General features: G+C 65.1%; 22 protein-coding genes. 5 read left to right on the top strand and 17 right to left on the bottom strand.

Annotated elements, in window-relative coordinates; all coding sequences use genetic code 11:
• Positions 1-127 precede the first annotated feature (127 nt).
• Complete coding sequence (locus ACW7G1_RS08290) at positions 128-937, top strand: ferredoxin--NADP reductase (protein ID WP_456979285.1); 810 nt, start codon at positions 128-130, stop codon at positions 935-937.
• Between the two features lie 8 nt (positions 938-945).
• Here the strand turns inward: ACW7G1_RS08290 and ACW7G1_RS08285 are convergent, their stop codons facing one another.
• Positions 946-3,051, bottom strand: coding sequence for a tetratricopeptide repeat-containing diguanylate cyclase (locus ACW7G1_RS08285; protein WP_456979284.1), 2,106 nt, complete (start codon positions 3,049-3,051; stop codon positions 946-948).
• A gap of 243 nt (positions 3,052-3,294) precedes the next feature.
• On the opposite strand from ACW7G1_RS08285, the gene ACW7G1_RS08280 reads away from it, so the two are divergent.
• Positions 3,295-5,631, top strand: a complete 2,337-nt coding sequence (locus tag ACW7G1_RS08280; protein WP_456979283.1) for a Tex family protein — start codon at positions 3,295-3,297, stop codon at positions 5,629-5,631.
• 91 nt (positions 5,632-5,722) lie between these two features.
• Positions 5,723-7,948 carry a M3 family metallopeptidase gene (locus tag ACW7G1_RS08275; RefSeq protein WP_456979282.1) on the top strand — a complete coding sequence of 742 codons (2,226 nt, stop codon included), beginning with the start codon at positions 5,723-5,725 and terminating at the stop codon, positions 7,946-7,948.
• A 66-nt stretch (positions 7,949-8,014) separates the two neighbouring features.
• Here ACW7G1_RS08275 and ACW7G1_RS08270 read toward each other — a convergent pair whose 3' ends face one another.
• The 4 genes from ACW7G1_RS08270 to ACW7G1_RS08255 all read right to left on the bottom strand — a co-directional run bounded on the left by ACW7G1_RS08270 (position 8,015) and on the right by ACW7G1_RS08255 (position 10,744).
• Positions 8,015-8,863, bottom strand: a complete 849-nt coding sequence (locus ACW7G1_RS08270; RefSeq protein ID WP_456979281.1) for a hypothetical protein — start codon at positions 8,861-8,863, stop codon at positions 8,015-8,017.
• Positions 8,864-8,944: 81 nt separating this feature from the next.
• The gene (locus ACW7G1_RS08265) at positions 8,945-9,658 is read right to left on the bottom strand and encodes a pseudouridine synthase (protein ID WP_456979280.1); all 714 of its coding nucleotides are present in this window, start codon (positions 9,656-9,658) and stop codon (positions 8,945-8,947) included.
• 33 nt (positions 9,659-9,691) lie between these two features.
• Positions 9,692-9,997, bottom strand: coding sequence for a GNAT family N-acetyltransferase (locus tag ACW7G1_RS08260; RefSeq protein ID WP_456979279.1), 306 nt, complete (start codon positions 9,995-9,997; stop codon positions 9,692-9,694).
• Positions 9,998-10,036: 39 nt separating this feature from the next.
• The gene (locus ACW7G1_RS08255; protein WP_456979278.1) at positions 10,037-10,744 is read right to left on the bottom strand and encodes a histone H1-like repetitive region-containing protein; all 708 of its coding nucleotides are present in this window, start codon (positions 10,742-10,744) and stop codon (positions 10,037-10,039) included.
• Positions 10,745-11,041: 297 nt separating this feature from the next.
• Between ACW7G1_RS08255 and ACW7G1_RS08250 the strand changes: the two genes are divergently transcribed.
• The gene (locus ACW7G1_RS08250; RefSeq protein WP_456979277.1) at positions 11,042-11,215 is read left to right on the top strand and encodes a hypothetical protein; all 174 of its coding nucleotides are present in this window, start codon (positions 11,042-11,044) and stop codon (positions 11,213-11,215) included.
• A 4-nt stretch (positions 11,216-11,219) separates the two neighbouring features.
• Here the strand turns inward: ACW7G1_RS08250 and ACW7G1_RS08245 are convergent, their stop codons facing one another.
• Positions 11,220-11,825: a rhomboid family intramembrane serine protease gene (locus ACW7G1_RS08245; RefSeq protein ID WP_456979276.1), complete on the bottom strand. Its 606-nt coding sequence runs from the start codon at positions 11,823-11,825 to the stop codon at positions 11,220-11,222.
• Positions 11,826-11,929: 104 nt separating this feature from the next.
• On the opposite strand from ACW7G1_RS08245, the gene ACW7G1_RS08240 reads away from it, so the two are divergent.
• Positions 11,930-13,726 carry a M14 family metallopeptidase gene (locus ACW7G1_RS08240; protein ID WP_456979275.1) on the top strand — a complete coding sequence of 599 codons (1,797 nt, stop codon included), beginning with the start codon at positions 11,930-11,932 and terminating at the stop codon, positions 13,724-13,726.
• Positions 13,727-13,751: 25 nt separating this feature from the next.
• On the opposite strand, the gene ACW7G1_RS08235 is transcribed toward ACW7G1_RS08240, so the two are convergent.
• The 11 genes from ACW7G1_RS08235 to catC all read right to left on the bottom strand — a co-directional run bounded on the left by ACW7G1_RS08235 (position 13,752) and on the right by catC (position 24,903).
• Positions 13,752-15,797, bottom strand: coding sequence for a TonB-dependent receptor family protein (locus ACW7G1_RS08235; RefSeq protein ID WP_456979274.1), 2,046 nt, complete (start codon positions 15,795-15,797; stop codon positions 13,752-13,754).
• 250 nt (positions 15,798-16,047) lie between these two features.
• Entirely contained in the window at positions 16,048-16,839 is a 792-nt protein-coding gene (gene pcaD / locus ACW7G1_RS08230; RefSeq protein ID WP_456979273.1) for a 3-oxoadipate enol-lactonase, read from the bottom strand.
• Between the two features lie 8 nt (positions 16,840-16,847).
• Complete coding sequence (pcaF, locus tag ACW7G1_RS08225; RefSeq protein WP_456979272.1) at positions 16,848-18,056, bottom strand: 3-oxoadipyl-CoA thiolase; 1,209 nt, start codon at positions 18,054-18,056, stop codon at positions 16,848-16,850.
• The gene (locus ACW7G1_RS08220) at positions 18,056-18,838 is read right to left on the bottom strand and encodes a CoA-transferase subunit beta (protein WP_456979271.1); all 783 of its coding nucleotides are present in this window, start codon (positions 18,836-18,838) and stop codon (positions 18,056-18,058) included. Before ACW7G1_RS08220 ends, pcaF begins: the two co-directional genes overlap by 1 nt.
• Complete coding sequence (locus ACW7G1_RS08215; protein WP_456979270.1) at positions 18,835-19,698, bottom strand: CoA transferase subunit A; 864 nt, start codon at positions 19,696-19,698, stop codon at positions 18,835-18,837. The genes ACW7G1_RS08220 and ACW7G1_RS08215 overlap by 4 nt, the downstream gene beginning before the upstream one ends.
• Before the next feature lie 39 nt (positions 19,699-19,737).
• On the bottom strand, positions 19,738-20,523 hold the full coding sequence (locus tag ACW7G1_RS08210) for a 1,6-dihydroxycyclohexa-2,4-diene-1-carboxylate dehydrogenase (protein WP_456979269.1): 786 nt from the start codon (positions 20,521-20,523) through the stop codon (positions 19,738-19,740).
• Complete coding sequence (benC, locus tag ACW7G1_RS08205) at positions 20,523-21,554, bottom strand: benzoate 1,2-dioxygenase electron transfer component BenC (RefSeq protein WP_456979268.1); 1,032 nt, start codon at positions 21,552-21,554, stop codon at positions 20,523-20,525. The genes ACW7G1_RS08210 and benC overlap by 1 nt, the downstream gene beginning before the upstream one ends.
• Positions 21,555-21,587: 33 nt before the next feature.
• Positions 21,588-22,091 carry a benzoate 1,2-dioxygenase small subunit gene (benB, locus tag ACW7G1_RS08200; RefSeq protein ID WP_456979267.1) on the bottom strand — a complete coding sequence of 168 codons (504 nt, stop codon included), beginning with the start codon at positions 22,089-22,091 and terminating at the stop codon, positions 21,588-21,590.
• Positions 22,088-23,461, bottom strand: a complete 1,374-nt coding sequence (locus ACW7G1_RS08195) for a Rieske 2Fe-2S domain-containing protein (protein ID WP_456979266.1) — start codon at positions 23,459-23,461, stop codon at positions 22,088-22,090. The genes benB and ACW7G1_RS08195 overlap by 4 nt, the downstream gene beginning before the upstream one ends.
• 123 nt (positions 23,462-23,584) lie before the next feature.
• On the bottom strand, positions 23,585-24,529 hold the full coding sequence (gene catA, locus ACW7G1_RS08190; protein ID WP_456979265.1) for a catechol 1,2-dioxygenase: 945 nt from the start codon (positions 24,527-24,529) through the stop codon (positions 23,585-23,587).
• 83 nt (positions 24,530-24,612) lie between these two features.
• Complete coding sequence (gene catC / locus ACW7G1_RS08185) at positions 24,613-24,903, bottom strand: muconolactone Delta-isomerase (protein WP_456979264.1); 291 nt, start codon at positions 24,901-24,903, stop codon at positions 24,613-24,615.
• Positions 24,904-24,905 lie beyond the last annotated feature (2 nt).

The raw sequence follows: 24,905 nt of genomic DNA, 5'->3' as shown, positions 1-24,905 counted from the left end.
AAGCGCGGTTGATATCGCGACCAGACCGTCGCCCGAATCGTTGAACCGGAACCCATGGCCGGGGCGGCTTCCGGAACGTTGGGCTGCAATCGGCTAAAATGCGCTGTCCCCTCGCATTAAATCCGCCATGTCCCCTGCCTTCGGCACCGAAACCGTGCTGGACGTCCGTCACTGGACGGACGATTACTTCAGCTTCACCACCACCCGCGACAACGGCTTCCGTTTCGACAACGGCCAGTTCGTCATGATCGGCCTGGATATCCCGCAAGCCGATGGCTCGACCAAGCCATTGATGCGGGCGTACTCGATTGCCAGCGCAAACTGGGAAGAGCAACTGGAGTTCTTCTCGATCAAGGTCGCCTCCGGTCCGCTGACGTCCCGATTGCAGCACATCAAGCCCGGCGACACGATCCGGATCGGCCGCAAGCCGACCGGGACACTGCTGATCCACGACCTGCACCCCGGTCGCAACCTGTACCTGCTGGGCACAGGCACCGGCTTCGCGCCGTGGCTGTCGGTGATCAAGGACCCGGAAACCTACGAGCGCTTCGATCGGGTCATCCTGACCCACGGTGTCCGGCGTGCCGACGATCTCGCCTATCGCGACTACATCCTCAACGAGTTGCCGCGGCATGATTTTCTCGGCGAGACGATCGCGCAAAAACTCCGCTACTACCCGGCGGTCACCCGCGAGAGCTTCCATTTCGACGGGTGCGACCATCGCGGCCGGATGACCGATTTGATGGCCACTGGGCAGATGATGGAGCACCTCGGCCTGGAGCCGCTCGACCCGGAGCACGACCGGGCAATGATCTGCGGCAGCCCGCAGATGCTGTCCGACTTCCGCGCCCTGCTGGACGGCCGGGGTTTCGTCGCGGCACCCCGCATCGGCGTGCCAGGCCATTACGTGTTCGAGCGGGCCTTCGTGGAGAAGTAGCCGGAGCCTCAGCGCAACTTGCCCGGAGCTGGCACCGGCAGCGGTGACAGCAGACCCGATGACGGAGTTTGCCGATCTCCCAACAAGGTCACCAATTCGACCTTCCCCGCCCGTTCCGCGGCGGCCAGGTCCTCGCAGATCTCATCGATATCGCACGACTCGATGCTGCCCTGGCTGACGTCCAGGCATATAGCGCAGTTGCGTCCGTGGTGCTTGGCCAGGTACATCGCCGCATCGGTCAGCCGCAAGGCATCCTGCCATTGCCGTTCGCTGCCGCCGGAAAATACAACGCCGCCAAGCGACGCGGTGACACTGATCGCATCGCTGCCGACTTCGACCGGCTCACCTGCGATGGCCAGCAATATCCGCTGCGCCAGCACGACCATCCCGCCTGCCGGAACACCCGACAAAACCAGCACGAACTCCTCCCCGCCCCAACGCACCAACGCATCCTGCTCGCGCAACCCTGACTGCAGGCGCCGGGTCAGCTCGACCAATACCGCATCGCCGGCGGCATGGCCATGGGTATCGTTGATCGTCTTGAAATGGTCGACGTCCAATAGCATCAGGCCAATGCCGGAACGCGCGCCTTGCTCCTGCAAGGCACCGTTGCGACTCGTTGCCACCCGCGCCATCAGCGCGTGAAAATGGCGCCGGTTGAATGCTCCTGTCAGCTCGTCGCGCACCGATTTCTCGGTGAGGGTGGCATTGTCCACGGCGAGTCGTCGATTTGCATGCCGGGTACGCCGCAGCCGCTGCACCAGCAAGAGCGCAGCGAGAATCGACGCGATCGCCACCACGACCCACAGGCGCTGGCGCCAATTGCGCGCGGCGACGGCGGCCTTGCGCAGTTCGGCCTGCGCGGACAGGCGCTGGATTTCACTGCTCTTGCGTTCCTGGTCGTACTTGACCTGCAATTCCAGAACCGCTTTTTCACGCTCCTGGAGGGTCAGCTTGTCGTTGGCCGCCTGCGCTTCATGCACGGCCTGCAGAGCCTCCTTGTAATGCCCTGCCTGCTCCAGGATCCGCACCAGTTCATCGGAGATCACGATCTCGTAGACGATATTGCCCTGGCGTCTGGCCAACGCCACCGATTGCTCCAGCGTGTGGACCCCTGCCTCCACATCGCCCAGGCCGCTCATCGCGATGCCCTGGTTGGCCATCGCCACGGCAAGGCCGTTATCGTTGCCCGTCTTCACGGCGAGGGCGGCGGCGCGGCTCGCATACGCCAGCGCCTGTGCGTAGCCACCGGGTTTCAGGTAATGGTCGGCAAGGTTGGAAAGAATGGTGACTTCGGCGTCACTCAGCCCCTCGTGAGCCTGCGTGATCGCCAGGGCTTTCGTGAGCGCCTCGAGTTGCTTGTCGCCTTGCCCGGCCTTGGCGTAGGCATGGCTCCGGGTGATGTGCAACGCGGCAATGGCATGGACGAAACCGATCGACTCGGCGATTGCCAAGGCTTCTTCGGTAAACGCAAGCGCCTGGACCTCGTTACCCAGAATCGCGTTCATTCGCGCAAGCCGGTTCAACAACTCGACCCGGTCCGCGGTGTTTCCCAGCGATTGGGCCAAATGCAGCGCGTCGAACGAACCGGAGATCGAAGCGGTCAGGTTTCCGATCATCTCCTGGAACCTGACCTTTGCCCTGAGCATTTCCAGGCGCAACTGCGGGTTCGAGCCGACCAGCGGTTTCGCCTGGACAAGCAAGTCCCCTGCCACCTCGTAGTCCAGGCGCTGCATCGCGTCACCGGCGCGAAGGACCAGCAACCGGGCGCGGCAACCGGGGCAGTCGCCGCGCTCGCTGATTTCCTCGGCCGCCACCAATGCATCCCGCATCGACTCCGCGTCACGGCCGGTCAGGGACAATCCGGCAATCGCCGCCCAATATCGGCTATCCACATCCGTTGACAGACGGCCACCCTGTCGCGCGCGCGCTGCACGCAAGCGCGCAATGGCGCGCATCGGAGACTCGTAGCCATGCAGGCGCTGATCTTCAAGGACAGTCTCGACCGACTCCCCGGTCGCCGTGGAGATTGGCGCGACGGGGCGATACGCTGGAGCCGCAAAGGCCGTCGCCGTTGCGAACAACATCGCCAGAGGCAGAACCCATTTACTCATGCCTGCGACAACGGCCGAGCGAGGTCGGACATGAGCGATGTGCTCGACGCACTTTCGTTTTTGTGATTTGCGTCACTAAATTACCGTTGTTCCCATCGCGTCAAAGCCTCGGACACTGCCGACCAGACGTTTAGGTCGCTGCCTTCATCGCGGCTGTCAACACCTTTCCCCGCGGCGCATCCGCCGCCACAATCGACCACCCTGCCCGCCATGGGCTCGTGCTTCTCCAAGGTCGTCTCCTCAATGTCTGAACTCAGCTCCCGGTTTGCAAACCAGATCGCCCACCTGATCGCCCGCGAAATTGACGCCCGGCCCAGCCAGGTCATCGCTGCAATCGGCTTGCTGGACGACGGTGCGACGGTGCCGTTCATCGCGCGCTACCGCAAAGAGGTGACCGAGGGTCTGGATGACACCCAACTGCGCAACCTGGAAACCCGGTTGATCTATCTTCGCGAGTTGGAGGATCGTCGGGCGAGCGTGCTGGCCAGCATCGAGGAGCAAGGCAAGCTGACCGACGAACTGCGCGCCGACATCGAGGCTGCCGACAGTAAATCGCGTCTTGAGGACCTGTACCTGCCCTACAAGACCAAGCGCCGGACCCGCGCCCAGATTGCGCGTGAGGCCGGCCTGGAGCCGCTCGCCGACGGACTGCTGTCCGACCCCAGCCAGGTGCCCGAGGTAGTCGCGTCGGGCTTCGTCGATGACGAAAAGGGCATTGCCGATGCGAAGGCGGCGTTGGAAGGCGCACGCGCGATCCTGATGGAGCGCTGGGGCGAGGACGCCGCGTTGGTCGGCGAGCTGCGCAACTGGCTCACCGAGGCGGGCGTCATCCGCGCCCGGGTGATCGAAGGCAAGGAAAACGACGGCGCGAAATACCGCGACTACTTCGATCACGCCGAATCGTTGGCGAAAATCCCCTCGCACCGGTTGCTGGCGCTGTTTCGCGCCCGTCGCGAGGAATTCATCCAGCTCGACCTGGACCCGGGCACGAACGCGGAGACCGGCCACGCCCAGGCCATCGCCCGGGTCGCACACCATGCCGGCATCCGCGACCAGGGCCGGCCAGCGGACGCGTGGTTGCACAACGCCTGCCGCCTGGCCTGGAAGGCCAAACTCCACCTGCACCTGATGCTGGACCTGTTCGGCCAGGCCCGGGAGAAGGCCGAGGCCGAGGCGATCGCGGTGTTCGGCGACAATCTCAAGGACCTGCTGCTGGCGGCTCCGGCCGGGCCGAAGGCCGTGCTCGGGCTGGATCCTGGCCTGCGCACCGGGGTCAAGGTCGCGGTCGTGGATGCGACCGGCAAGCTGGTCGCGACCGACACCATCTTCCCGCACCAGCCGCGCAACCAGTGGGACGGCTCGTTGCATGTGTTGCGTGCCCTATGCGCGAAGCATGCGGTGCAACTGATTGCGATCGGCAATGGCACCGCCTCGCGCGAGACCGACAAGCTCGCCGGCGATCTGATCAAGCTGGCACCCGAGCCGACGATGCAGAAAATCGTCGTCAGCGAGGCCGGTGCGTCGGTGTATTCGGCCTCGGAATTCGCGGCCAAGGAGTTTCCCGGACTGGACGTTTCGCTGCGCGGCGCGGTGTCGATCGCCCGCCGGCTGCAGGATCCGCTGGCCGAGTTGGTCAAGATCGAGCCCAAGGCCATTGGTGTCGGCCAGTACCAGCACGACGTGGACGGCTACCGGCTCGCACGCGCGCTGGATGCGCGGGTCGAGGATTGCGTGAACGCCGTGGGTGTCGACGTGAACACCGCCTCGGCCGCTTTGCTGGCCCGGGTGTCGGGACTGGGTGCGACCGTGGCCGAGAACATCGTGGTCTACCGCGACCAGAACGGCGCGTTCGCCAGCCGCAAACAGCTGATGAAGGTGCCGCGACTGGGCGAGAAGACCTTCGAGCAGTGCGCCGGCTTCCTGCGCGTGGCCAACGCCGACCAGCCACTGGATGGCTCATCGGTGCATCCGGAGGCGTATCCGGTGGTACAGCGGATCGTCAAGCAATGCGGGCGCGAGGTGAAGCAGCTGATCGGCGATGCGTCGTTCCTGCGCAGCTTGCACGCCGAGCAATACACCGACGACAAATTCGGCTTGCCGACCGTGCGCGACATCCTCAAGGAACTGGAAAAGCCCGGTCGCGACCCGCGGCCCGAGTTCAAGGCCGCGCGATTTGCCGACGGCATCGAGCAACTCAAGGACCTCAAGGTCGGGATGATCCTGGAAGGCGTGGTCAGCAACGTCGCCGCGTTTGGCGCGTTCGTCGATATCGGGGTCCACCAGGACGGGCTGGTGCACATCTCGGCGCTGGCCAACCGCTACGTCAAGGACCCGCGCGAGGTGGTCAAGGCCGGCGACGTGATCAAGGTGCGGGTGCTGGAAGTCGATATCCCACGCAAGCGGGTCGCGTTGACCTGCCGCCTGGAGGACGCTGCCCCACCGGCGCCGCAGCACCAGGACCGCCAGCCTCGCAACGTCCCGGTCAAGCCACACCGGTCCAGCCCGGCCAAGCCGGCGTCTGCACCGCCGGCCAACAACGCACTGGCCGCCGCCTTCGCTCGCGCCAAGGACAGCCGCTGAACACGACGGTGGTGCGCCCGTGGCTTTTGTCATGGGTGGCAGCCGGCGGCATGCGTTAGGCTTCGGGTTCCCACTGACGAGGTTATGTCCGATGAAGCATCCACTTGCGCTGGCGTTGGCCATAGCGCTGACCGCCAGCTTGTCCGCCTGCGCACAGTCTGACGCTGCCAAGGGCGACACCGCCCAGTCCGAATCCAAGGCCGATACCGCCGTGACCGACGCCAGCAACCCGTTTTTCACCGAAAGCGATCTGCCGCTGCACTACCCGCGCTTCGACAAGATCGATGACGCCGACTTCGGCCCCGGCTTCGATCGCGGCATGGCCGAGCACCTCGAGCAGATCGAGGCGATCGCCAGCAATGACGAAGCGCCCACGTTCGACAACACCATCATCGCGCTGGAGAAATCCGGCGACATCCTGCAGCGCACCGCGACCGCATTCTTCAGTCTGGTCGGTGTCGACACCAACGATGCACGCAAGGCGATCCAGGCCGAGTACGCGCCCAAGCTGTCGGCGCATCGCGATGCCATTTCGCTGAACCCGCAGCTGTTTGCGCGCGTCCAGAAGCTGTACGAAACCCGCGACAGCCTGGGCCTGGAGCCCGAGGGCGTGCGCCTGATCGAGCGTTACCACACCGATTTCGTCCGCGCCGGCGCCGAGTTGTCCGATGCCGACAAGACCCGCCTGAAGGAGATCAACTCCGAATTGGCCGTGTTCGGCACCCAGTTCAACCAGAACGTGCTGGCCGAGGTGAATGACTCCGCCGTCGTTGTCGACAGCAAGGAGAAACTCGCCGGGCTGACCGACGAGCAGATCGCCGCCGCTGCGGCTGCCGCCAAGGATCGTGACCTGGATGGCAAGTACCTCATCGCCCTGCTCAACACCACGGGCCAGCCGCCGCTGGCACAGCTGGAAAACCGCGACGTGCGCGAGCGCGTGTTCAAGGCCTCGGTCGCTCGTGGCAGCCGTGGCAACGAGTTCGACAACACCGCCATCGTCTCCGATGTCATGAAGTTGCGCGCCGAGAAGGCGACGATGATGGGTTACCCCAACTACGCCGCCTACGTGTTGGCTGACGAAACCGCCAAAACCACCGAAGCGGTGAACGACATGCTTGGTCAGCTGGCACCAGCTGCGGTGGCCAACGCCAAGCTCGAGGGTGCTGCCATCCAGGCCATGATCGACAAGGAACAGTCTGCCAAGGGCGAGCCGACATTCGAGCTGCAGCCGTGGGATTGGGCGTACTACACCGAGAAGGTGCGCCAGGATAAGTTCAACTTCGACGAATCCGAGCTGAAGCCGTACTTCGAGATGAAGAACGTGCTCGAAAACGGCGTCTTCTACGCCGCCGGCCAGCTTTACGGACTGACCTTCAAGCAGCGCACCGACCTGCCGGTCTACAACCCGGATGTGCTGGTGTACGACGTGTTCGAAGCTGACGGAACCCAGTTGGCGATCTTCCTGGCGGACATGTATGCACGCGACACCAAGCGTGGTGGTGCGTGGATGAACTCCTATGTCGACCAGTCCGAGCTGACTGGAGACCTGCCGGTGGTCGCCAACCACCTCAACATCACCAAGCCAATCAACGGTCCGACCCTGTTGACGTGGGATGAAGTCACCACCGCGTTCCACGAGTTCGGCCACGCCCTGCATGGCATGTTCTCCGACGTGAAGTACCCGTACTTCAGCGGCACCAGCGTGCCACGCGACTTCGTCGAGTTCCCGTCCCAGGTCAACGAGATGTGGTCCGACTGGCCGTCGGTGCTGGCCAACTACGCCAAGCACTACGAGACCGGCGAGGCGATGCCCAAAGAGCTGCTGGACAAGGTGCTGGCGACCTCGAAGTTCAACCAGGGTTTCGCCACCACCGAGTACCTGGGTGCGGCAATGCTTGACCAGAGCTGGCATCAGATCGGTGCGGACAAGATCCCCGAGGCCGATGGTGTGATGGCGTTCGAAGCCGCTGCCCTGAAAGCCAACGGCACCGACTACGCGCCGGTTCCGCCGCGCTACAAGACCCCGTATTTCAGTCACATCATGGGGGGTTATGCCGCCGGCTATTACGCCTATATCTGGTCGGAAGTGCTGGACGCCAACACCGTGGGATACATCAAAGCCAACGGTGGCCTGACTCGCGAGAACGGCGACCATTTCCGCGAAACCCTGCTCTCGCAAGGTGGCAGCAAGGACGCGTTGCAGCTGTTCCGCGACTTCGTCGGCCATGAGCCGCAGATCCAGCCGCTGCTGGTGCGTCGCGGCCTGGATGCACCGGTATCGGATGACGCCGTGGTGCCAGACGTGCCGAAGCAGTAACGTTCCGCTTGCATGACCAAGGCCGCCCGGCGCAATCCGGGCGGCTTTTTTTGTGATCGCAAAGGATTAACGCGGGGCGCCGCCCTGGAACAACCGACGGTATTGCGGTGCGACATGGGGCAGCAACACAGCCGCCGGTATCTCCACCGTCTGCACGCCGTCGGAATACGGCCCCACCTGGTAGGGCGCGAAGACAAAACGCAGCGCGACCAGCTTGCCATCGGCGCCGGCAACCGGTTCGAACTGCGCGAAGTTCTCCGGATCCGCGGTGGTGCCTTCATCGATCATCCCACCTGCACTGCGCACCAGCTCGGCCCTTTGGGCAGGCGGCAGTTCATCGGCATCGGCCCGTTGTGACAAGGCGGCATGCAGCTGTTCGCGCACCTGTCGGGAAACCGCCTGCCAACCTTCGGCGTCCGGAATCAACCGTGCGGCCGTCAGTCGCTCATCCTGGTCGGGCAACCACACGAATCGCTCCAGCAACGGCACACCATGGGCGCCACCGGTATAACTGCTGCCATCCGCGGAGTAGGCAACCAGCTCGGGACTGTCCAGCACTTCGGTGAAATCAAGCGACAGATCGTAGATCGCACTGCTGTCCTGGGGACGCGACGCCACCGCCTGCAGCAACTGCGTGCGGGCAGCCTCCGCGTAAGCCTTGAGCAGTGCCGCCAGCTCCGGGTAATTCCCGGCCGACGACGGATAGCTGATACCGATGATGTAGTCCCCGGTCGACTCCATCACGTCATCAAGCGCTACATCTGCCGCCGGCGCACCCACCGCGGGTGTCGAGGCGATGTCCGGACCCGCCGTGGGACCGGTCACTTCGGTTGGCGATTGCGGCGAACGCTCACAGGCCGCGAGCGAGGCCAGCAACGCGACCGCGAAAACACCATTGATCCCGATTTGTCGCATGGAATTGGCCCCTCCTGTTTGGACGGACCTTAACGCCATTCATGTGACGTCCGGATGCAGACGGGATAAAGCGAAGTGTCGTTACCAATCAGTGCGTTGCGGCAGCAGTCCGTGAAGTTCGGCGTCGGTGAGGTTGCGCCATTGGCCGGTTTTCATCCGCCCCAGCTTGACGTTGCCGATGCGCACGCGGATCAACTGCTTGACCCGGAACTTGAAGTAAGCCGCCATCAGCCGGATTTGCCGGTTCAAGCCCTGCACGAGCACAATACGGAAGCCGGACCGACCCAACTTGCTGGTCTTGCAGGGCAACGTCGTTTGACCGTGGAGCGGGACGCCCTTGGCCATCGCGCGCAGGAACTCGGGGGTCACCTCATGGTTGACCGCGACCAGGTATTCCTTCTCCAGCTTGTTTTCGGCGCGCAGGATCTCATTGACGATATCGCCATTGCTGGTCAACAGGATCAGGCCCTCGGAATCCTTGTCGAGACGGCCAATCGGGAAAATCCGGCGTTCGTGGCCAACGAAGTCCACGATATTGCCATCCACCGCGGACTCGGTCGTGCAGGTAATGCCAACGGGCTTGTTGAGCAGGATATAGACGTGCTTCCGCTGCCCCTTGGGGACCGCGCGCACACGCAACGCCTGGCCATCGACCTTGACTTCGTCACCCTCGCCCACCTCCGAGCCGACCCTGCCGCGCAATCCGTTGACCGTGACCCGCCCTTCGGCGATCAGGCGATCAGCTTCGCGGCGCGAGCAGAAACCGCTCTCGCTGATGTGTTTGTTCAGACGCATGGTGGGTTGCACAGGGTTTGGCGGCCGGCCAGTCTACGCCAACAGCGGGCGGTACTCGGGGTGGCGTTTGACCCACGCAGCGGCGTAGGCACAGTCCGGACGTACCTTCAGGCCCTCGCTGCGGGCGTGTTCGAACGCCTCCAAGGTCAGTTTCCCGGCGATGCCGCGCCCGCCTATCGCCTCGGGTACGCCGGTGTGGGTGAGGACCATCAAGTCGCCGCGGCGCTGGTAGTCAAGCACCCCATCGACGCCATCAACGGTGGTGACAAAGCGTGAACCGGCGGCGTCATGGCGAACCACCACCGCCGGCATATCGGGACTGGGACTGGGACTGGACATGTCTGTGCTACTCACTGAATGAAAGTGCTCCGGCATGCGTCAACGGTTGTCGCGTTTTCCCTGATTGTGTCGATCATGCGTGCTGACGCTGCCCTGGATGGCGGACATCCGACTCTCGCCTGCGTGCAACTCTTCGGCGCGGTCCGCGGCGGCGGGTGACTGGAAGCCTTCGCTTGGCTGATGTTCGTGCTCTGGATCCAGCGACTGCCACGGCTGTGGCTCGCGGTCGCGCGCCTGTTTGGCCTCCAGCAGTTCGCGGGTATTGGCAAGCGCCCGTTCGGGAGTGATCCGGCGTCGCTTGGCGCTTTTCTTTGCTGTCGCTGTTTTGGCTGGCGATTTCTTCGCCACGGCCTTTCTGGCCACTGGCTTCTTCGCGGCGGTCTTTTTCGCGGCAGTCTTTTTCGCGGCAGTCTTTTTCGTGGCCGTCTTCTTCACGGCTGCTTTCTTCGTCGGCGTCTTCTTCATTGCGGTTTTCTTCGTCACCGCCTTCTTCACCGCAGCCTTCTTCACCGCCGGCTTCTTCGCAGCCGGCTTCTTCACAGCTGCTTTCTTCACCGCTGTTTTCCTCGCAGCCATTTTCCTCGCAGCCGTTTTCTTCGCTGCCGGCTTTTTCGCTGCCGCCTTCTTCGGAGCGGCTTTTTTCACGGCCGCTTTTTTCACGGCTGCCTTCTTCGCAGCCGTTTTCTTTATCGCGGTCTTCTTCGTTGCCGCCTTGCTGGTGGTCTTTCGCGCTGAGGTCGTGGCCATACAGTCCTCCATCTAGATAGTCGAGGGGCGCGCCAACGAGGGTTCCGGTGTGCGCCGTCACGTCACGCTGTGATGTGACGGCTGATCGATACCACGGATCGTATTTATACGGAGTGAGCATCGACCGCCGACGGCAACGCCGGCACCTTCACGGCCGAGTGTGACGCGGAAGGTCATTTCACCGTGTCACACATCACTGTGACCCTCCTGACCGCGCTGATGGCATGGAACCTGCGTTCCTCCTGGGTACAAGGTTCCGACCACCGGAAGCTGATGAGGCCACTCACGGAGATAGTCATGGATGTCCTGAATCCACACACCAATGATGCCTACAGCGACGACGCACTGGTCGCCCGGCTCTACGAACTGGGCGACAACGACGACAGCGGTGAACTCGCCCGCATCGACGCGCTGGTTTACGAGCGCCTGTTGCAGACCTATGGCAATGATGGCGAGGCCATTGCCGGCTGAGGCATCAACCGAACGACGGGTTCATCAGGCGCTGGATAAAGTACGGGCCGATCTGCGGCGCCATGAACAACATGAACAACACGCCGTAGATCGCGCCGGACAAATGCGCGCTGTGGTTGGTGCGACCGCCACCCTGGCGATCCATCCAGTACGAATAGCCGACGAAGAACACGCCGTAGACAATGGCGGGCACCGGCAGGAAAAACACGAAGATCAGCGACCACGGCTGCACCAGGATGAAGGCGAACAACACCGCCGATACCGCGCCCGAGGCACCCAGGCTGCGATAGTGCGCGTCGTTGCGGTGCTGCAGGTAGGTCGGCAGGATCGCAATCACGATCGCCGACAGATAAAACAGCACGAAGCCCAGTGGGCCGATCATCTCGACGATCAAACGCTCGGTCGCCCGTCCAAAAAAGAACAGGGTGATCATGTTGAACAGCAGGTGCTGCCAGTCCGCGTGGATGAAGCCGTGGGTCAGCAGCCGGTCGTACTGCTTCTGGCGATCAATCGCCGGCGGCCACAGGATCAGGCGATCAAGCAGGCGCGGACGGTCAAACGCCAGCCAGGAAACCAGCACGGTTACTGCGATCAGGATGAGGGTCAGCATGGGTCAGGCAATCCTGTTTGAGTCTTTTTGGCGAAGGGGCAAGGCTAACCGACTCGCCACGGTCGCGGGGTAACATTGGCCGATCCAATACACGAAGCCTGCCGATGACCCGCTCCCGCGAACTCCGCCCCGCCCTGCTTTGCCTGCTGTTGGCCGCCACCCTTCCCGCTTTCGCCCAGCACGCGCCGTTGACTACCGCGCAGTTAACCACGGTGTCCGAACGCAGCGGCTTCATCCAGACCGGACGCTATGCGGAGGTGCTGGAACTGTGCGATGCATTCGCCGCGCAGTATCCGGAAGCCGTGCGCTGCGAGACCTTCGGCACTACCCCGGAAGGTCGGCCGATGAAGCTGCTGGTGGTATCGCAGAGCGGCACGTTCTCCGCCGAGGCGGCGCGCGAGCAGCACCTGCCCGTGACCCTGATCCAGGGCGGCATCCACGCCGGCGAGATCGATGGCAAGGACGCCGGCTTCCTGGCCCTGCGCGAGATGCTCGACGGTAAGATCGCCGCGGATGTGCTCAAGCAGCAGGTGTTCCTGTTTGTCCCGGTGTTCAATGTCGACGGCCATGAGCGATTCGGCGCATGGAACCGCCCCAACCAGCGCGGGCCCGAGCAGATGGGCTGGCGCACCACCGCGCAGAACTACAACCTCAATCGCGGCTATGTGAAAGCCGACGCGCCGGAGATGCAGGCAATGCTGGCGTTGATCAACCAGTGGGACCCGCTGGTGTATGTCGACCTGCACGTCACAAACGGCGCGAAATTCCAGCACGACGTGTCGATCCAGGTGGAGCCGGTCAACAGTGGCGACCAGGCGCTGCGCCAGGCCGGCAGCACCCTGCGCCAGGGCACCATCGATTATCTCGCCGACCATGGCGCAATGCCGCTGCCGTTCTATCCCTCGTTCGTGGAAGAAGACAACCCGGCCTCCGGCTTTGTCGACGGCGTTGCCACCCCGAGGTTCTCGCAGGGTTACATGCGCCTGCGCAACCGTCTCGGGATGCTGGTCGAGACCCACTCCTGGAAGGACTATCCGCACCGGGTAAAGACCACCCATGACGCGATCATCGCGGTGCTGCAGCAGGTCGCCCAACACGGCGGGCAGTGGCAACAGTTGGCCAGCGCCGCCGACACACGCGCGCTTGCACTGGGCGGTGATCCGGTACCGCTCACCTTCGATGCCAGCGCCAACTGCCACACCATCGATTTCGAGGGCTACGCCTATACCCGTACGCCGTCGGAGATCTCCGGCGCGACCATGACCCGCTACGACGAGAACCAGCCGCAGACCTGGAAGGTGCCACTATGCGACGAGCTCCGTCCCGCGCTGGTGGTCAATGCGCCCAAGGGGGGCTACCTGGTACCGGCCGCCCATGCCGGCTGGGTCGCCAAGCGGCTCGACCGGCACGACATCGACTACCGCCGGCTTGAACAGGGCTTGTCGAATGCGAAAGTCGAAATCTTCCGGGCCCAGGCCACCAAGTTCGGTGAGTCATCCTATGAAGGCCACCAGCGTCTTGACCTCGAGGGGCAATGGCAACCGGAGACGCGCGATGTCAACGCCGGTGCCTTGCTGGTGCCCATCGCCCAGCCCAAGGCGCGACTGGTGATGCACATCCTGGAGCCGCAGGCGCCGGACTCGCTGGCTGCATGGGGCGAGTTCAACAATGCCTTCGAGCGCAAGGAATACATGGAGCCCTATGTCGCCGAACAGGTCGCCCGCGAGATGCTCGCAGCGGACCCGGAGTTGAAGGCCGTGTTTGACCAGCGCCTGCGCGAGGACGCCGAGTTCGCCGCCAGCCCGCGTGCCCGGCTGGACTTCTTCTACCGCCGCCACTCCTCGTGGGACCAGCGCTACAACCTCTATCCGGTGTTGCGTATCGACACCCTGCCCCGGTAACGCCCGGGCCGCCGGCGCGGCCTGGTCAGTCGAACGACCAGGTCACGTCCAGGCCAAGCATCCAGTTGCGTCCGGGTGATGGCTCGTAATAGCGCCCGCCGCCGGCGTTGACGATCACCGAACCGATGATGTCCCGGTCGAACAGGTTGTTGACCCGGGCAAAGCCTCGCCAGTCGAAGCCACCCAGTTGGAATCGGCGCTCGGCGGCCAGGGCGAAACTGGCATAGGCCGGAGCAGATTCGCTGTTGTCGTCATTGACATAGACGCGATCCACGAACTGACCGTCCAGCATGACGTCGATGGCCTCCTGCGGGCTCCAGCGCAACTCGGCCCAGGCGACATGCCGCGCCAGTCCCGGGATATGCCGTCCGCCCTGGATCAGCAGCTCATCGCGCGCATCACCGGGCGCGCAAGGCGGCGTGGCGCAAACAGCGAAATCACTCAGATAGCGCGCGTCGAGGAAGGTGTAGGCCGAGGAAAAATGCCAGCGAGGGGAGAGTTCTCCCGATAACGCCAGTTCCACCCCGCGACGGCGCGTAAGCCCGGCGTTGTCGTACACGCTGCGTCCGCCCAGGTTGGCCACCACGACCAGCTCGTCCCGGGTACGGCTGACAAACGCGGCAGCGGAATATTGCAGTCGGTCCTGGCGCGCGCGCAGGCCGATCTCGTAGTTGTGGCTACGCGCCGGTGCCAGGGTATCGTTCAACCCGCTCAACCCGTCACTGCGGTATGCCAACTCCGAATAGGTTGGCGTCTCGAAGCCGCCACCGGCATTGGCGTACAGGCTCATCCACGGGGTGGCGCGATAGAGCACGCCGGCGACAGGTGAGGTCCGCGAGTAGGACAACGCGCCGCTGTCATCGGGGTTGATGTCGGTGATGAAGCGATCGCTTGACCGGAACCGCACCTGGCTGCGGCGCGCGCCCACGTTGATCCGCCAGCGGTCCGCCGGCTCCCAGTTCGCTTGCAGGTAGACGTCGCGTCCGGACACCTGGTTGATCTCGTCACGGCGTAGCGCCCCGATCACGCCGAGCTGGTCGCCGGCGAAGTTCTCATAGCCTCGACGGTGCTCCTCGGAAACCTCGTACTCGACCCCCGAGGTCAACGAGAACGGCCGCTCCCATAACTCGGTCGTCCAGAGCCAGCGCGCATCGATGCCGTGGTAATCCCGGTCCAGGTCGATCACGCCACCGTTGTGCAAGGGTGTATTGCGCTGGACCGCGGCAGGGACCGACAACATCTGCGCGGTCGCCCGATTGCCGCCATAGGCGGTCACCGCCAACTCATGCTCTGATGAGATCGGCTGCACGACATGCGCACCAAACTGGCTCTGGCGTACCGACTTGTCGATATCGTAAGCCAGTGCGCCGTCGCTGGCGGCGCGCCGGTCTCCCTGCAGCTGCTGCGCGGTCAGACCCTGCGGGTCGTCCGCCTGCAGGTCCAGCCCGTTGAACAGCACCGTGTAGCGTCCCCCATCGCCATACGTCCCTTTCAGCAGCGCCTGGCCGCTACGCCGGCGCGCGGCGCTGTGGTGGCGATAGCCTTGATCCTCGACATCGACCAGGTCGACCAGGAAGCTGCCCTGCTCGTCGCGGCCCCAGGGCGTGTGGAACGACAGTGCCGAGCGCCGCAGTCCGTCTTCCCCGGCAACCATGCCGGCGCGCAGCAGCGGGTTCACCGGTGCGTCTGCGGTGAACAGCGAGATGACACCACCGGATGCGTTGCCATACAACGCCGAGAAGGGCCCGCGCAGCACCTCGATACGTTCGGCCGATTCGAGCGGGAAGTGCGACACCTGCCCCTGACCGTCGGGCATCGTGGCCGGAATGCCATCGGTGTACAGGCGTATGCCGCGCACGCCGAAGCTGGCACGCGCACCAAAGCCCCGGATCGATATCTGCAGATCCTGGGCGTAGTTCTGGCGGTCGCGGGCGACCACGCCGGGCACTCGCTGCAGGGTTTCCGACAGGTCTATTTTCGGTTGCGCACGCTGGATCTCATCGGCACTGATGACGTCGATCGCCGCGGGTACCACCAGTGCGTCCGCCGGGATGCGGGTGGCGGTGACCACCACAGGAGCCAATTGCGTATCGCCCCCCGACGATGGCGGCGGCGAGGATGATTGCGATTGCGCAATCCCCGGCACCAACAGGAGTGCGAGCCAATGCAGCCGCAGGCGCCGCCTGCAACGTGCTGACGGACAGTACGTGTTGCTCATAAACCGAATCTCAATGTCGTGGTGCTTTCCAGCAGGCATTCGCCAAGGGTATCTGATCCACCCGGGCCACCAGTACGCACATCGCCGCAGTCAATGACTATGGCTATGGCAGCAGGAAGCCGGTCAGCGCCTGGTTGAAGGCATCGGGGGACTCCAGGTTGCAGATATGGCGCCCCTCGATTTCGGCGTAGCGTCCATCGGCAACCCGGTGCGCGATGGCCTGCAGGTCGGCCGGCGTGGTCACCGGATCCTGGCTACCGGCCAGCGCCAGCACCGGCGTCGCGACGCCCGCCAGCGTGTCGCGGAAATCGGCACCGATCAGCGCATGGCAGCAACCGGCGTAGCCCTCCACCGGGATCTGCCGCAGGCGTTCCAGCGTCTGTTCGACCGCCTCCGGTTCGGCCGCGGCGAACGCCGGCGTGAACCAGCGGCTGACCGTGCCATCGGCGATCGACTCCATGCCGTTCGCCCGAACCTGGTCGATGCGCGCCAGCCAGCCGTCTTCGGTGCCGATCTTGCCGGCGGTGCTGCACAGCACCAGCCGGTGGAGCCGATCGGGGGCGTTGACCGCCAGCCATTGCCCGACCAGCCCGCCGATCGACAGGCCGCAGTAATGGGTGCTGGCGATGCCCAGCGAATCGAGCAGCCCGAGCACGTCGCGGCCGAGGTCGTCGATCGAGTACGGCGCGGGTGGCGTGGCCGAACGGCCATGGCCGCGACGGTCGTAACGCAGGATGCGGAAGTGCTCGCCGAGCACTTCGATCTGACGGTCCCACATCGTCAGATCGGTGCCCAGCGAATTGCAGAAGGTCAGCCACGGGCCGTCGGCGCGGCCATCGACGCGGTAGTGCAGGCGCACGCCGTTGACAGTGGCGAAGGTGGGTGTCGGTTCCATTGCTGTCCTCACACCCGCTCAATGGCCAAGGCGATGCCCTGCCCGACGCCGATGCACATCGTCGCCAGACCACGCTTGCCGCCGCTGGCTTCCAGTTGACGCAGCAAGGTCAGCGCCAGACGCGCACCGCTCATGCCCAGCGGATGGCCGAGCGCGATCGCACCGCCGTTGGCGTTGACGTGGGCGGCATCGTCGGCGAGCCCGAACTGACGCAGGCACGCCAGCCCCTGCGCGGCGAATGCTTCGTTGAGTTCGATCGCGTCGAAGTCGTGGATGGTGAGGCCGAGGCGTGCCAGCAATTTTTGCGTGGCCGGCACCGGGCCGGTGCCCATCACGCCGGGCAGCACGCCGGCAGTGGCCATGCCCAGCACCCGGGCGCGCGGGGTCAGGCCATGGCGCTGCGCCGCCGCGGCCGAGGCCAGCAGCAGCGCCGCGGCACCGTCGTTGATACCCGAAGCATTGCCGGCGGTGACCGTGCCGGGGGCGGCGAAGATCGTCTTCAGTTTGGCCAGCACCTCGGCACTGGTATCGGCGCGCGGATGCTCGTCCTCATCGACCTGCAGGGTCTCGCCGCGCTTGCGACCGGGCACCGTCACCGGCACCAGCTCGCCGTCGTAGAAGCCGGCCGCCTTCGCCGCGGCGTACCGCTGCTGGCTGCGCAGCGCGAACGCGTCCTGGTCCTCGCGCGAGATGCCGTACTGCGCGGCCACGTTTTCGGCGGTCTGGCCCATCGACTCGACGCCATACAGCGCCTCCAGCGCCGGATTGACGAAGCGCCAGCCCATCGTGGTGTCTTCGAGGACTTGATTGCGGGCGAACGGCGAGGCCGCCTTGCCCATCACGAGCGGCGCGCGCGACATCGATTCGACACCGCCGGCGATAGCGATTTCCAATTCGCCGGCACGGATGCCGCGCGCCGCGCTGCCCACCGCGTCCAGACCGGAGCCGCACAGGCGGTTGAGGGTCACGCCCGGCACGTCGGTCGGCAGCCCGGCCAACAGCAGGCTCATGCGCGCAACGTTGCGGTTGTCCTCGCCGGCCTGGTTGGCGCAGCCGAGGAAGACGTCGTCGATCCGCGTGGGGTCCAGCCCCGGGTTGCGCGCCAGCAGCGCCTTCAAAGGCACCGCGCCGAGGTCGTCGGCACGGATGCCCGCGAGCGCGCCGCCGTAGCGGCCGATCGGCGTACGGATGCCGTCGACGATGAATACGTCAGCCATCACTCTCCTCCTTGTTGCTTGCCGTGGGCGGCATCGGTGCGGGCCTGCAGCGCGCGCAGCGTCGCCAACACCGAGGCTTCGGGCGGCACGGTTTCGCTCACGTTGTCGGCAAACTTGATTGGCCAGCCGGTGGCTTCGACGATCTGCCCGCGACTGACGCCGGGATGGATCGAGACCACGGTCAGCTCGCGCGTCACCGGATCCGGCTCCATCACGCACAGGTCGGTGACCACGACTTGCGGGCCCTTGCCCGGCAGGCCGGCGCGCTGGCGCGCATCACCGCCGTCCATGTGGCCGACGCTGGTGACGAAGTCGAGTTTGTCGACGAAGGCGCGCTTCGACTGGCGGATGATGATGAACACTTCCTTGGCCGAGCCGGCGATTTCCGGCGCGCCACCGGCACCCGGCAGTCGTGTCTTCGGGGCGTCGTAGGGGCCAATCACGGTGGTATTGAGGTTGGCGAACCGGTCGATCTGCGCCGCGCCGAGAAAGCCGACGTCCACCCGTCCGCCCTGCAGCCAGTAACGGAAGATTTCCGGAGTCGAGACCACGGTGTCGGCGGTTTCGGCCAGCTCGCCGTCGCCGATGGACAGCGGCAGGACGGTCGGCTTGGCACCGATCGGGCCGGATTCGTAGATCAGGGTGGCGTCCGGCGCATGCGTCAGCCGCGCCAGGTTGGCGGCGGTGGACGGCAGGCCGATACCGACGAAGCAGACCGCGCCATCGCGCAGCCGGCGGGCGGCGGCGACAGTCATCATTTCATTGGTGGTGTAGGTGCTCATACGCTCGCCTCCTGCTGGCTTTCGGCATGGACGCGCTGGAAGCCCTCGAAGTCTTCGGTGTCCAGGATGTGGCGCTGGATCCAGGCGGTGAACGCCTCGCGGCTGCGGGCGATCGGATCCCAAGCCAGGTAGAAGCGATTGTCGCGCTCGTAATAGCCATGCGCGTAGGACGGGGTGGCCCCGCGCGGCACGTGGCACACGGCGCTCACCACCCAGCGCGGCAGGATGCAGGCGTTGGCCGGAGCGTCCAGCTTGTCGACGATCTCCTCGACGGTGACGATCACCTTCTTCGCCGCCAGCGCGGCCTCCTTCTGCACGCCGAGGATGCCCCACAGCAGCACGTTGCCCTGGCGGTCGGCCTGCTGGGCGTGGATCACGGTGACATCGGGCCGCACGGCCGGCGTGGTGGCCAGCGTCTCGCCCGTATACGGGCATTCGATGAAGCGGATGTTGTCGTTGACCTTCGGCAGGTCCGAGCCGATGTAGCCGCGCAACACCGCGAACGGCAGCCCGGACGCGCCGGCGACGTAGGCGTTGGCCATGTCGGCATGGCTGTGCTCGCGGATGGCGAGCTTGTGCGGCCAGCCCTTCTCCACCGCGTCGCGCAGGCGGTGCAGCGAGCCGACGCCGGGATTGCCGCCCCAGGAAAAGCGCAGCGACGTCGCGCAGCCGGCGCCGATCAACTGGTCGTAGATCAGGTCCGGGGTCATGCGTACCAGCGCCAAGCCGCGCTTGCCCTGGCGGATGACTTCGTGACCGGCCGCGTGCGGAATCAGGTGGGTAAAGCCCTCCATCGCCACGGTGTCGCCATCGTGGATCAGGCCGGAAACGGCTTCTTGCAGTGAACAGATATCAGCCATGGATAACCTTCATGTCGCTGTGTGGGGGCCGGCTTGCGCTCAGCCCTGGTCGCCGCCGCCAACGGGCAGCACGGTTCCGGTGATGTAGGAGGCCTCGTCGGAAGCGAGGAAAAGGATCGCCGCGGCCTGCTCGGCCAGCGTGCCGTAGCGCTTCATCAGCGTGCTGCCGGTGGTCTGTTCGACGATGGCCTGATACCACCGTGCTTCCTGCGCGGTGGGCGATTCTGTGTTGCGGGGCACCTTGCGTAGCGGCGCTTCGGTACCGCCGGGCGCGACTGCGTTGACGCGCACGCCGCGGGTGCCGCACTCGAACGCCAGCGAGGCGGTGAGCGCATTGACGCCGCCCTTGGCCGCGGCATACGGCACGCGATGGATGCTGCGGGTGGCGATGGAGGACACGTTGACGATGGCACCGGCGCCCTGCTCCAGCATCTGCGGCAGCGCGGCGCGGCAGCACCACAACGTCGGAAACAGCGAGCGGCGGATCTCCGCCTCGATCTGCTCTTCACCGTAGTGCTCGAACGGGCGTGCCCAGATGGTGCCGCCGACGTTGTTGACCAGCACGTCGATGCGGCCGTAGCGGGCGATCGCCAGATCCATCACCGCCTGCGCGCCGGCCCAGGTTTCCAGGTCGGCGTGGATGCCATCGCAGTCGGCGCCCAGCGCACGCGCCTCGGCCACCACCTCGTCGAGGAAGTCAGCCCGGTCGGCCAGCACCAGGCGGCCGCCTTCGCGGGCGATGTCCAGCGCCACTTCACGGCCGATGCCCTGGGCCGCGCCGGTGACCACCACCGACTTGTCGGTGAAGCGGTCGGCGCGTGCCATCACGCGGCCTCCTTCAGGCCGGCCGTGCTCGGAGTGAATTTCTCGTAGTGGAAGCTCGCCGGAGTGACGCCCAGTTCGCCGAGGTGGCGGCGCACCGCATCGACCATCGGCGGCGGCCCGCACAGGTACACGTCGACCTCGCCGCCATGCAGCGCGTCGGCGGGCAGGTGGTGGGTGACGAAGCCCTTGCGTGCATGCGTGGACGCCTCGTCCGCGACGATGGTGGCGAACGCGAAGCCGGGCAGGCGCTGCGCATAGGCCTGCAGCTGTTCCACCAGCACCAGATCTTCGTCGCGGGTGACCGCGTAGAGCAGCTGCACCGGCTGGGTGCTGTCCTGCCCCGCCAATACTTCGAGCATCGACAGGAACGGCGCCAGCCCGGTGCCACCGGCGAGCAGCAGCAGCGGCCGCTTGACCTCGCGCAGGTAGAAGCTACCCAGCGGGCCGGTCAATGACAGGGTCTGGCCGATGGCTGCCTCGGTCAGGTAGCCGGTCATCAGGCCACCCGGCACCTGCTTGACCAGGAACGACAGGCGGCGCGCGCCGGGGGCCGAACTGAAGGAGTACGAACGGGTCTGTTCGCTTCCCGGCACGGCGATATTGACGTACTGGCCGGGCAGGAACACCGGCGCCTCGGCGCCTTCGGCGATCTCGAACGCCACTTCCAGCGCCGCGTCCTGATGCTGGGTGATCGCCACCAGTGTTGCCTCGAAGGTCGCCGTGCCGGTCTTGCACGCGGTCGACGGCAGCGGCACGGAAATGACGCAGTCCGAGGACGGCACCATCTGGCAGGTCAGCACCAGCCCTTCGGCGGCCTCGTCCTCGGTCAGCGCGTCCTCGATGTAGTCGTCGCCCAGGTCGTAGCGACCCTGCTCCGCGCGGCACTTGCAGGTGCCGCAGACGCCGTCGGAGCAGTCCATCGGCAGGTTGATCCGCTGGCGGTAGGCGGCATCCAGCACGGTCTCGTTGGCGCGGCAATCGATGAAACGGGTGACGCCGTCCTCGAAACTCAGGGCGATGCGATGACTCATGGGGTTACCTCGCAGATGCGGCAGGCGAGCCGGTCAGATGTGATAGACATCGATCAGCTGGTGGATGTAATCGTTCTTCAGCACCACTTTCTTGCGCACGATCACCGGCTCGCCACCGCTGGTGTCCAGTCCGCTGGTATCCAAGGTGTAGAACGAGGTGCCGAAATAGCTGTCGGTGGTCTTGTAGCGGTGGCTGAGCGTGTGCCAGTTGAAGCGCAGCTCGATGCGGTCGCCTTCGCGCGACAGCACTTCGATATTGCTCAGGTTGTGGCTGGTGCGCGTCTCCGGCAGGCTCGCGCTGGAACGCTCGGTCTTGATCCGGAACACGCGGTCTTCCAGCCCGTCGCGGTTGGGGTAGTAGATCAGCGAGATATCGGTCTGCGGGTTCTCGACCAGGGTGTCGTCGTCGTCCCAGGCCGGCATCCAGAACTCCACCTTGGGCGAATAGCACTGCAGCCAGGCGTCGAAGTCACGGTCGTCCAGCAGGCGCGCCTCGCGGTACAGGAAGGCGGCGGTCTGCTCATGCGTCAGGCTCATGCCGGCACCTCCGCATCGCCCTGCTCCGCAGCCAGCGCGCGCGCCATCACCTGCGACCAGTAGCCGTGCTGCTTCAGGTAAAGGCCCTCATCTTCGGGATGGGTGCCGCTGATCAGCGGGTTCAAACCCATCGCCTTGGCGTTGTCGTCGGCACCGTCGATCCAGTGGCCGTCGGCGCCGCGGCTGAGGTCGTTCCATGGCGCGGCAATGCCCTGATAGCCCTGCTGGCAGGCGCGGAACTCTTCCAGGTCGTCGGGCGTGCCCATGCCGCTGACGTTGAAGAAATCCTCGTACTGGCGGATGCGCAGTGCGCGCATCTCCGCGCTCTCGCCCTTGGGCGCGAAGCAGTAGATGGTGACCTCGGTCCTGTCGACCGTGATCGGGCGCACCACCCGGATCTGGGTCGAAAACTGATCCATCAGGTAGACGTTCGGGTACACGCACAGGTTGCGGGTCTGGTTGACGATGAAGTCGGCCTTGTCCTGCCCCAGCTTCCCGGCCAGCGCCTCGCGATGCGCATACACCGGCCGTACTTCCGGATTGAGCAGTTGCGTCCACAGCAGCATATGGCCGTGCTCGAAGCCGTACACACCGCCGACCGCCTTGGACCAGCTGTTGGCGTCCACGGCCTGGGTGCCGCCTTCCTCGTAATTGCGCCGGCCCATCGTGGCCGCGTAGTTCCAGTGCACCGAACTGACGTGGTAACCGTCGGCGCCGTTCTCGATCTGCAGCTTCCAGTTGCCGTCGTAGGTGTAGCTGGAACTGCCGCGCAGCACCTCCAGCCCCTCGAGTGCCTGATCCACGATCTGGTCGATGATCACCTTGGTTTCGCCCAAGTGCTCCTCCAGCGGCAGCACGTCGGCGTTGAGGCTGCCAAACAGGAAACCGCGGTAGGAGGCGAACTTCGCCACCTTCTTCAGATCGTGCGAGCCGTCGGTGTTGAAGCCCGGCGGATAGGCGCCGGTCTTGGCGTCCTTGGCCTTGAGCAGCTTGCCGCTGTTGCTGAAGGTCCAGCCGTGGAACGGACAGGTAAAGCTGCCCTTGTTGCCACGGTTGCGACGGCACAACATCGCGCCGCGGTGCGCACAGGCGTTGATCAACGCGTGCAGCTCGCCCTGCTTGTCGCGGGTGATCATCACTGGCTGGCGACCAATGCTGGTGCTGAAGTAGTCGTTGTTCTCCGGGATCTGGCTTTCATGGGCCAGATACACCCAGTTGCCCTCGAAGATGTGGCGCATCTCCAAATCGAACAGGGCCTCGTCGGTGAAAATGTCGCGGCGGGCGCGATACACGCCACTGTCGGCGTCTTCGACCAAAGCGGCGTCGATCAGCCGGGAAACACGGGGGGAATTCTCGATGACGGCGGACATGGCGAGCTCCTGCACGTAGTGACGTGCGTGGCGTGTGCGGCGCCACGCGAAACCACTCGCGGGTACCGGACTGGACAGGACCCCGGCGATATCCGCCGGGGCGTCAAGGGCTGGCTTGAAAGATCAGGCGGCGGCGCGCTTGCGCTCGACCACGCTGTCGGGCACGGACCCGATCTGGGGCACGAGCACGAAGTCGAACTCGATCTCGGCGAACGGACCTTCCAGGCCCCGCGCCGTGATCGCGTCGGCGTCATCCACCTGCTTGATGGCCGGCACCAGGTCGTCGCGGGTGGCGAAGGCGAAGTCGTCGTGCAGGTACTCGTCGCCGTCGATGTTGATCTGCGTGGTCAGGTGACGGCAGCCATCGGCATTGATGAAGAAGTGGATGTGCGCCGGGCGCTGGCCGTGGCGGCCGACCGCGTCGAGCAGGCTCTGGGTCGGGCCACCGGGCGGGCAACCGTAACCAGCCGGAACGACGCTGCGGAACTCGTAGTTGCCGTCGGCGTCGGTGCGGATCGTGCGGCGCAGGTTGAACGCGCTCTGGGTCGAGTCGAAGAACGAGTACATGCCCTTGGTGTTGCAGTGCCAGACCTCGACGGTGGCGCCCGGCAGCGCCTTGCCGCCCGCGTCGCGCACCTGGCCGTGCATGACCAGCAACTGGCCATCGGGATCCGGGTCGGTGTCCAGGCGGGCCTTGCCTTCACTCACCGGCGCGCCGGCCACGTACAGCGGGCCCTCGATGGTGCGCGGGGTCACCCCGGCGATGCCGGCGGCGGCATCGGCCGCGTCCATGCGCAGGTCGAGGTACTTCTCGAAGCCGAATCCGGCAGCGGCCAGGCCGGCTTCACCGGCGGCGCCGAGCTCGTTGATGTAGTTCACCGCAGTCCAGAACTCGTCCGGGGTGACGTCGAAATCTTCGATGGTGCGGAACAGGTCGCCCAGCACACGGTGCAGGATCTGCTGGGTGCGCAGGTTGCCCTGGGGCGCTTTGCCTTCAGCCGACTTCAGGCCGCTGCAGGTCTCGAGGAAATCGCGCAGCTCGGCGGTGTCGATGAGTTTGACCGTCATGGTGTTGCCCTCTTTGGGTTCGTCTTGAGTCGTGTCGGGTGGGGTCGTGGCGGGTGGGTCATGTGGGTGATGCGGTGGGCGACTCAGCGGTCGTCGGCGTGGATCGCGGACGGGTGACGGCACAACGGCATCACCTCGATCTGCATGTAGGGGTACAGCGGCAGCGCCATCAGCAGCTCGTGCAGTTCGGCGTTGCTGTCGACGTCGAAGATGCTGACGTTCGAGTACTGGCCGACGACGCGCCAGATGTGGCGCCATTTGCCGCTTTGCTGGAGTTGCTGCGACAGCGCCTTCTCGTCGGCCTTGAGCGTGGCGACGGTGTCGGCGGGAAGGTCGCGCGGGATGCGCACATCCATGCGGACATGAAAAAGCATGG

Source organism: Lysobacter sp. A378, from assembly GCF_054052125.1.
This window is presented reverse-complemented; position numbering and strand designations above follow the sequence as displayed.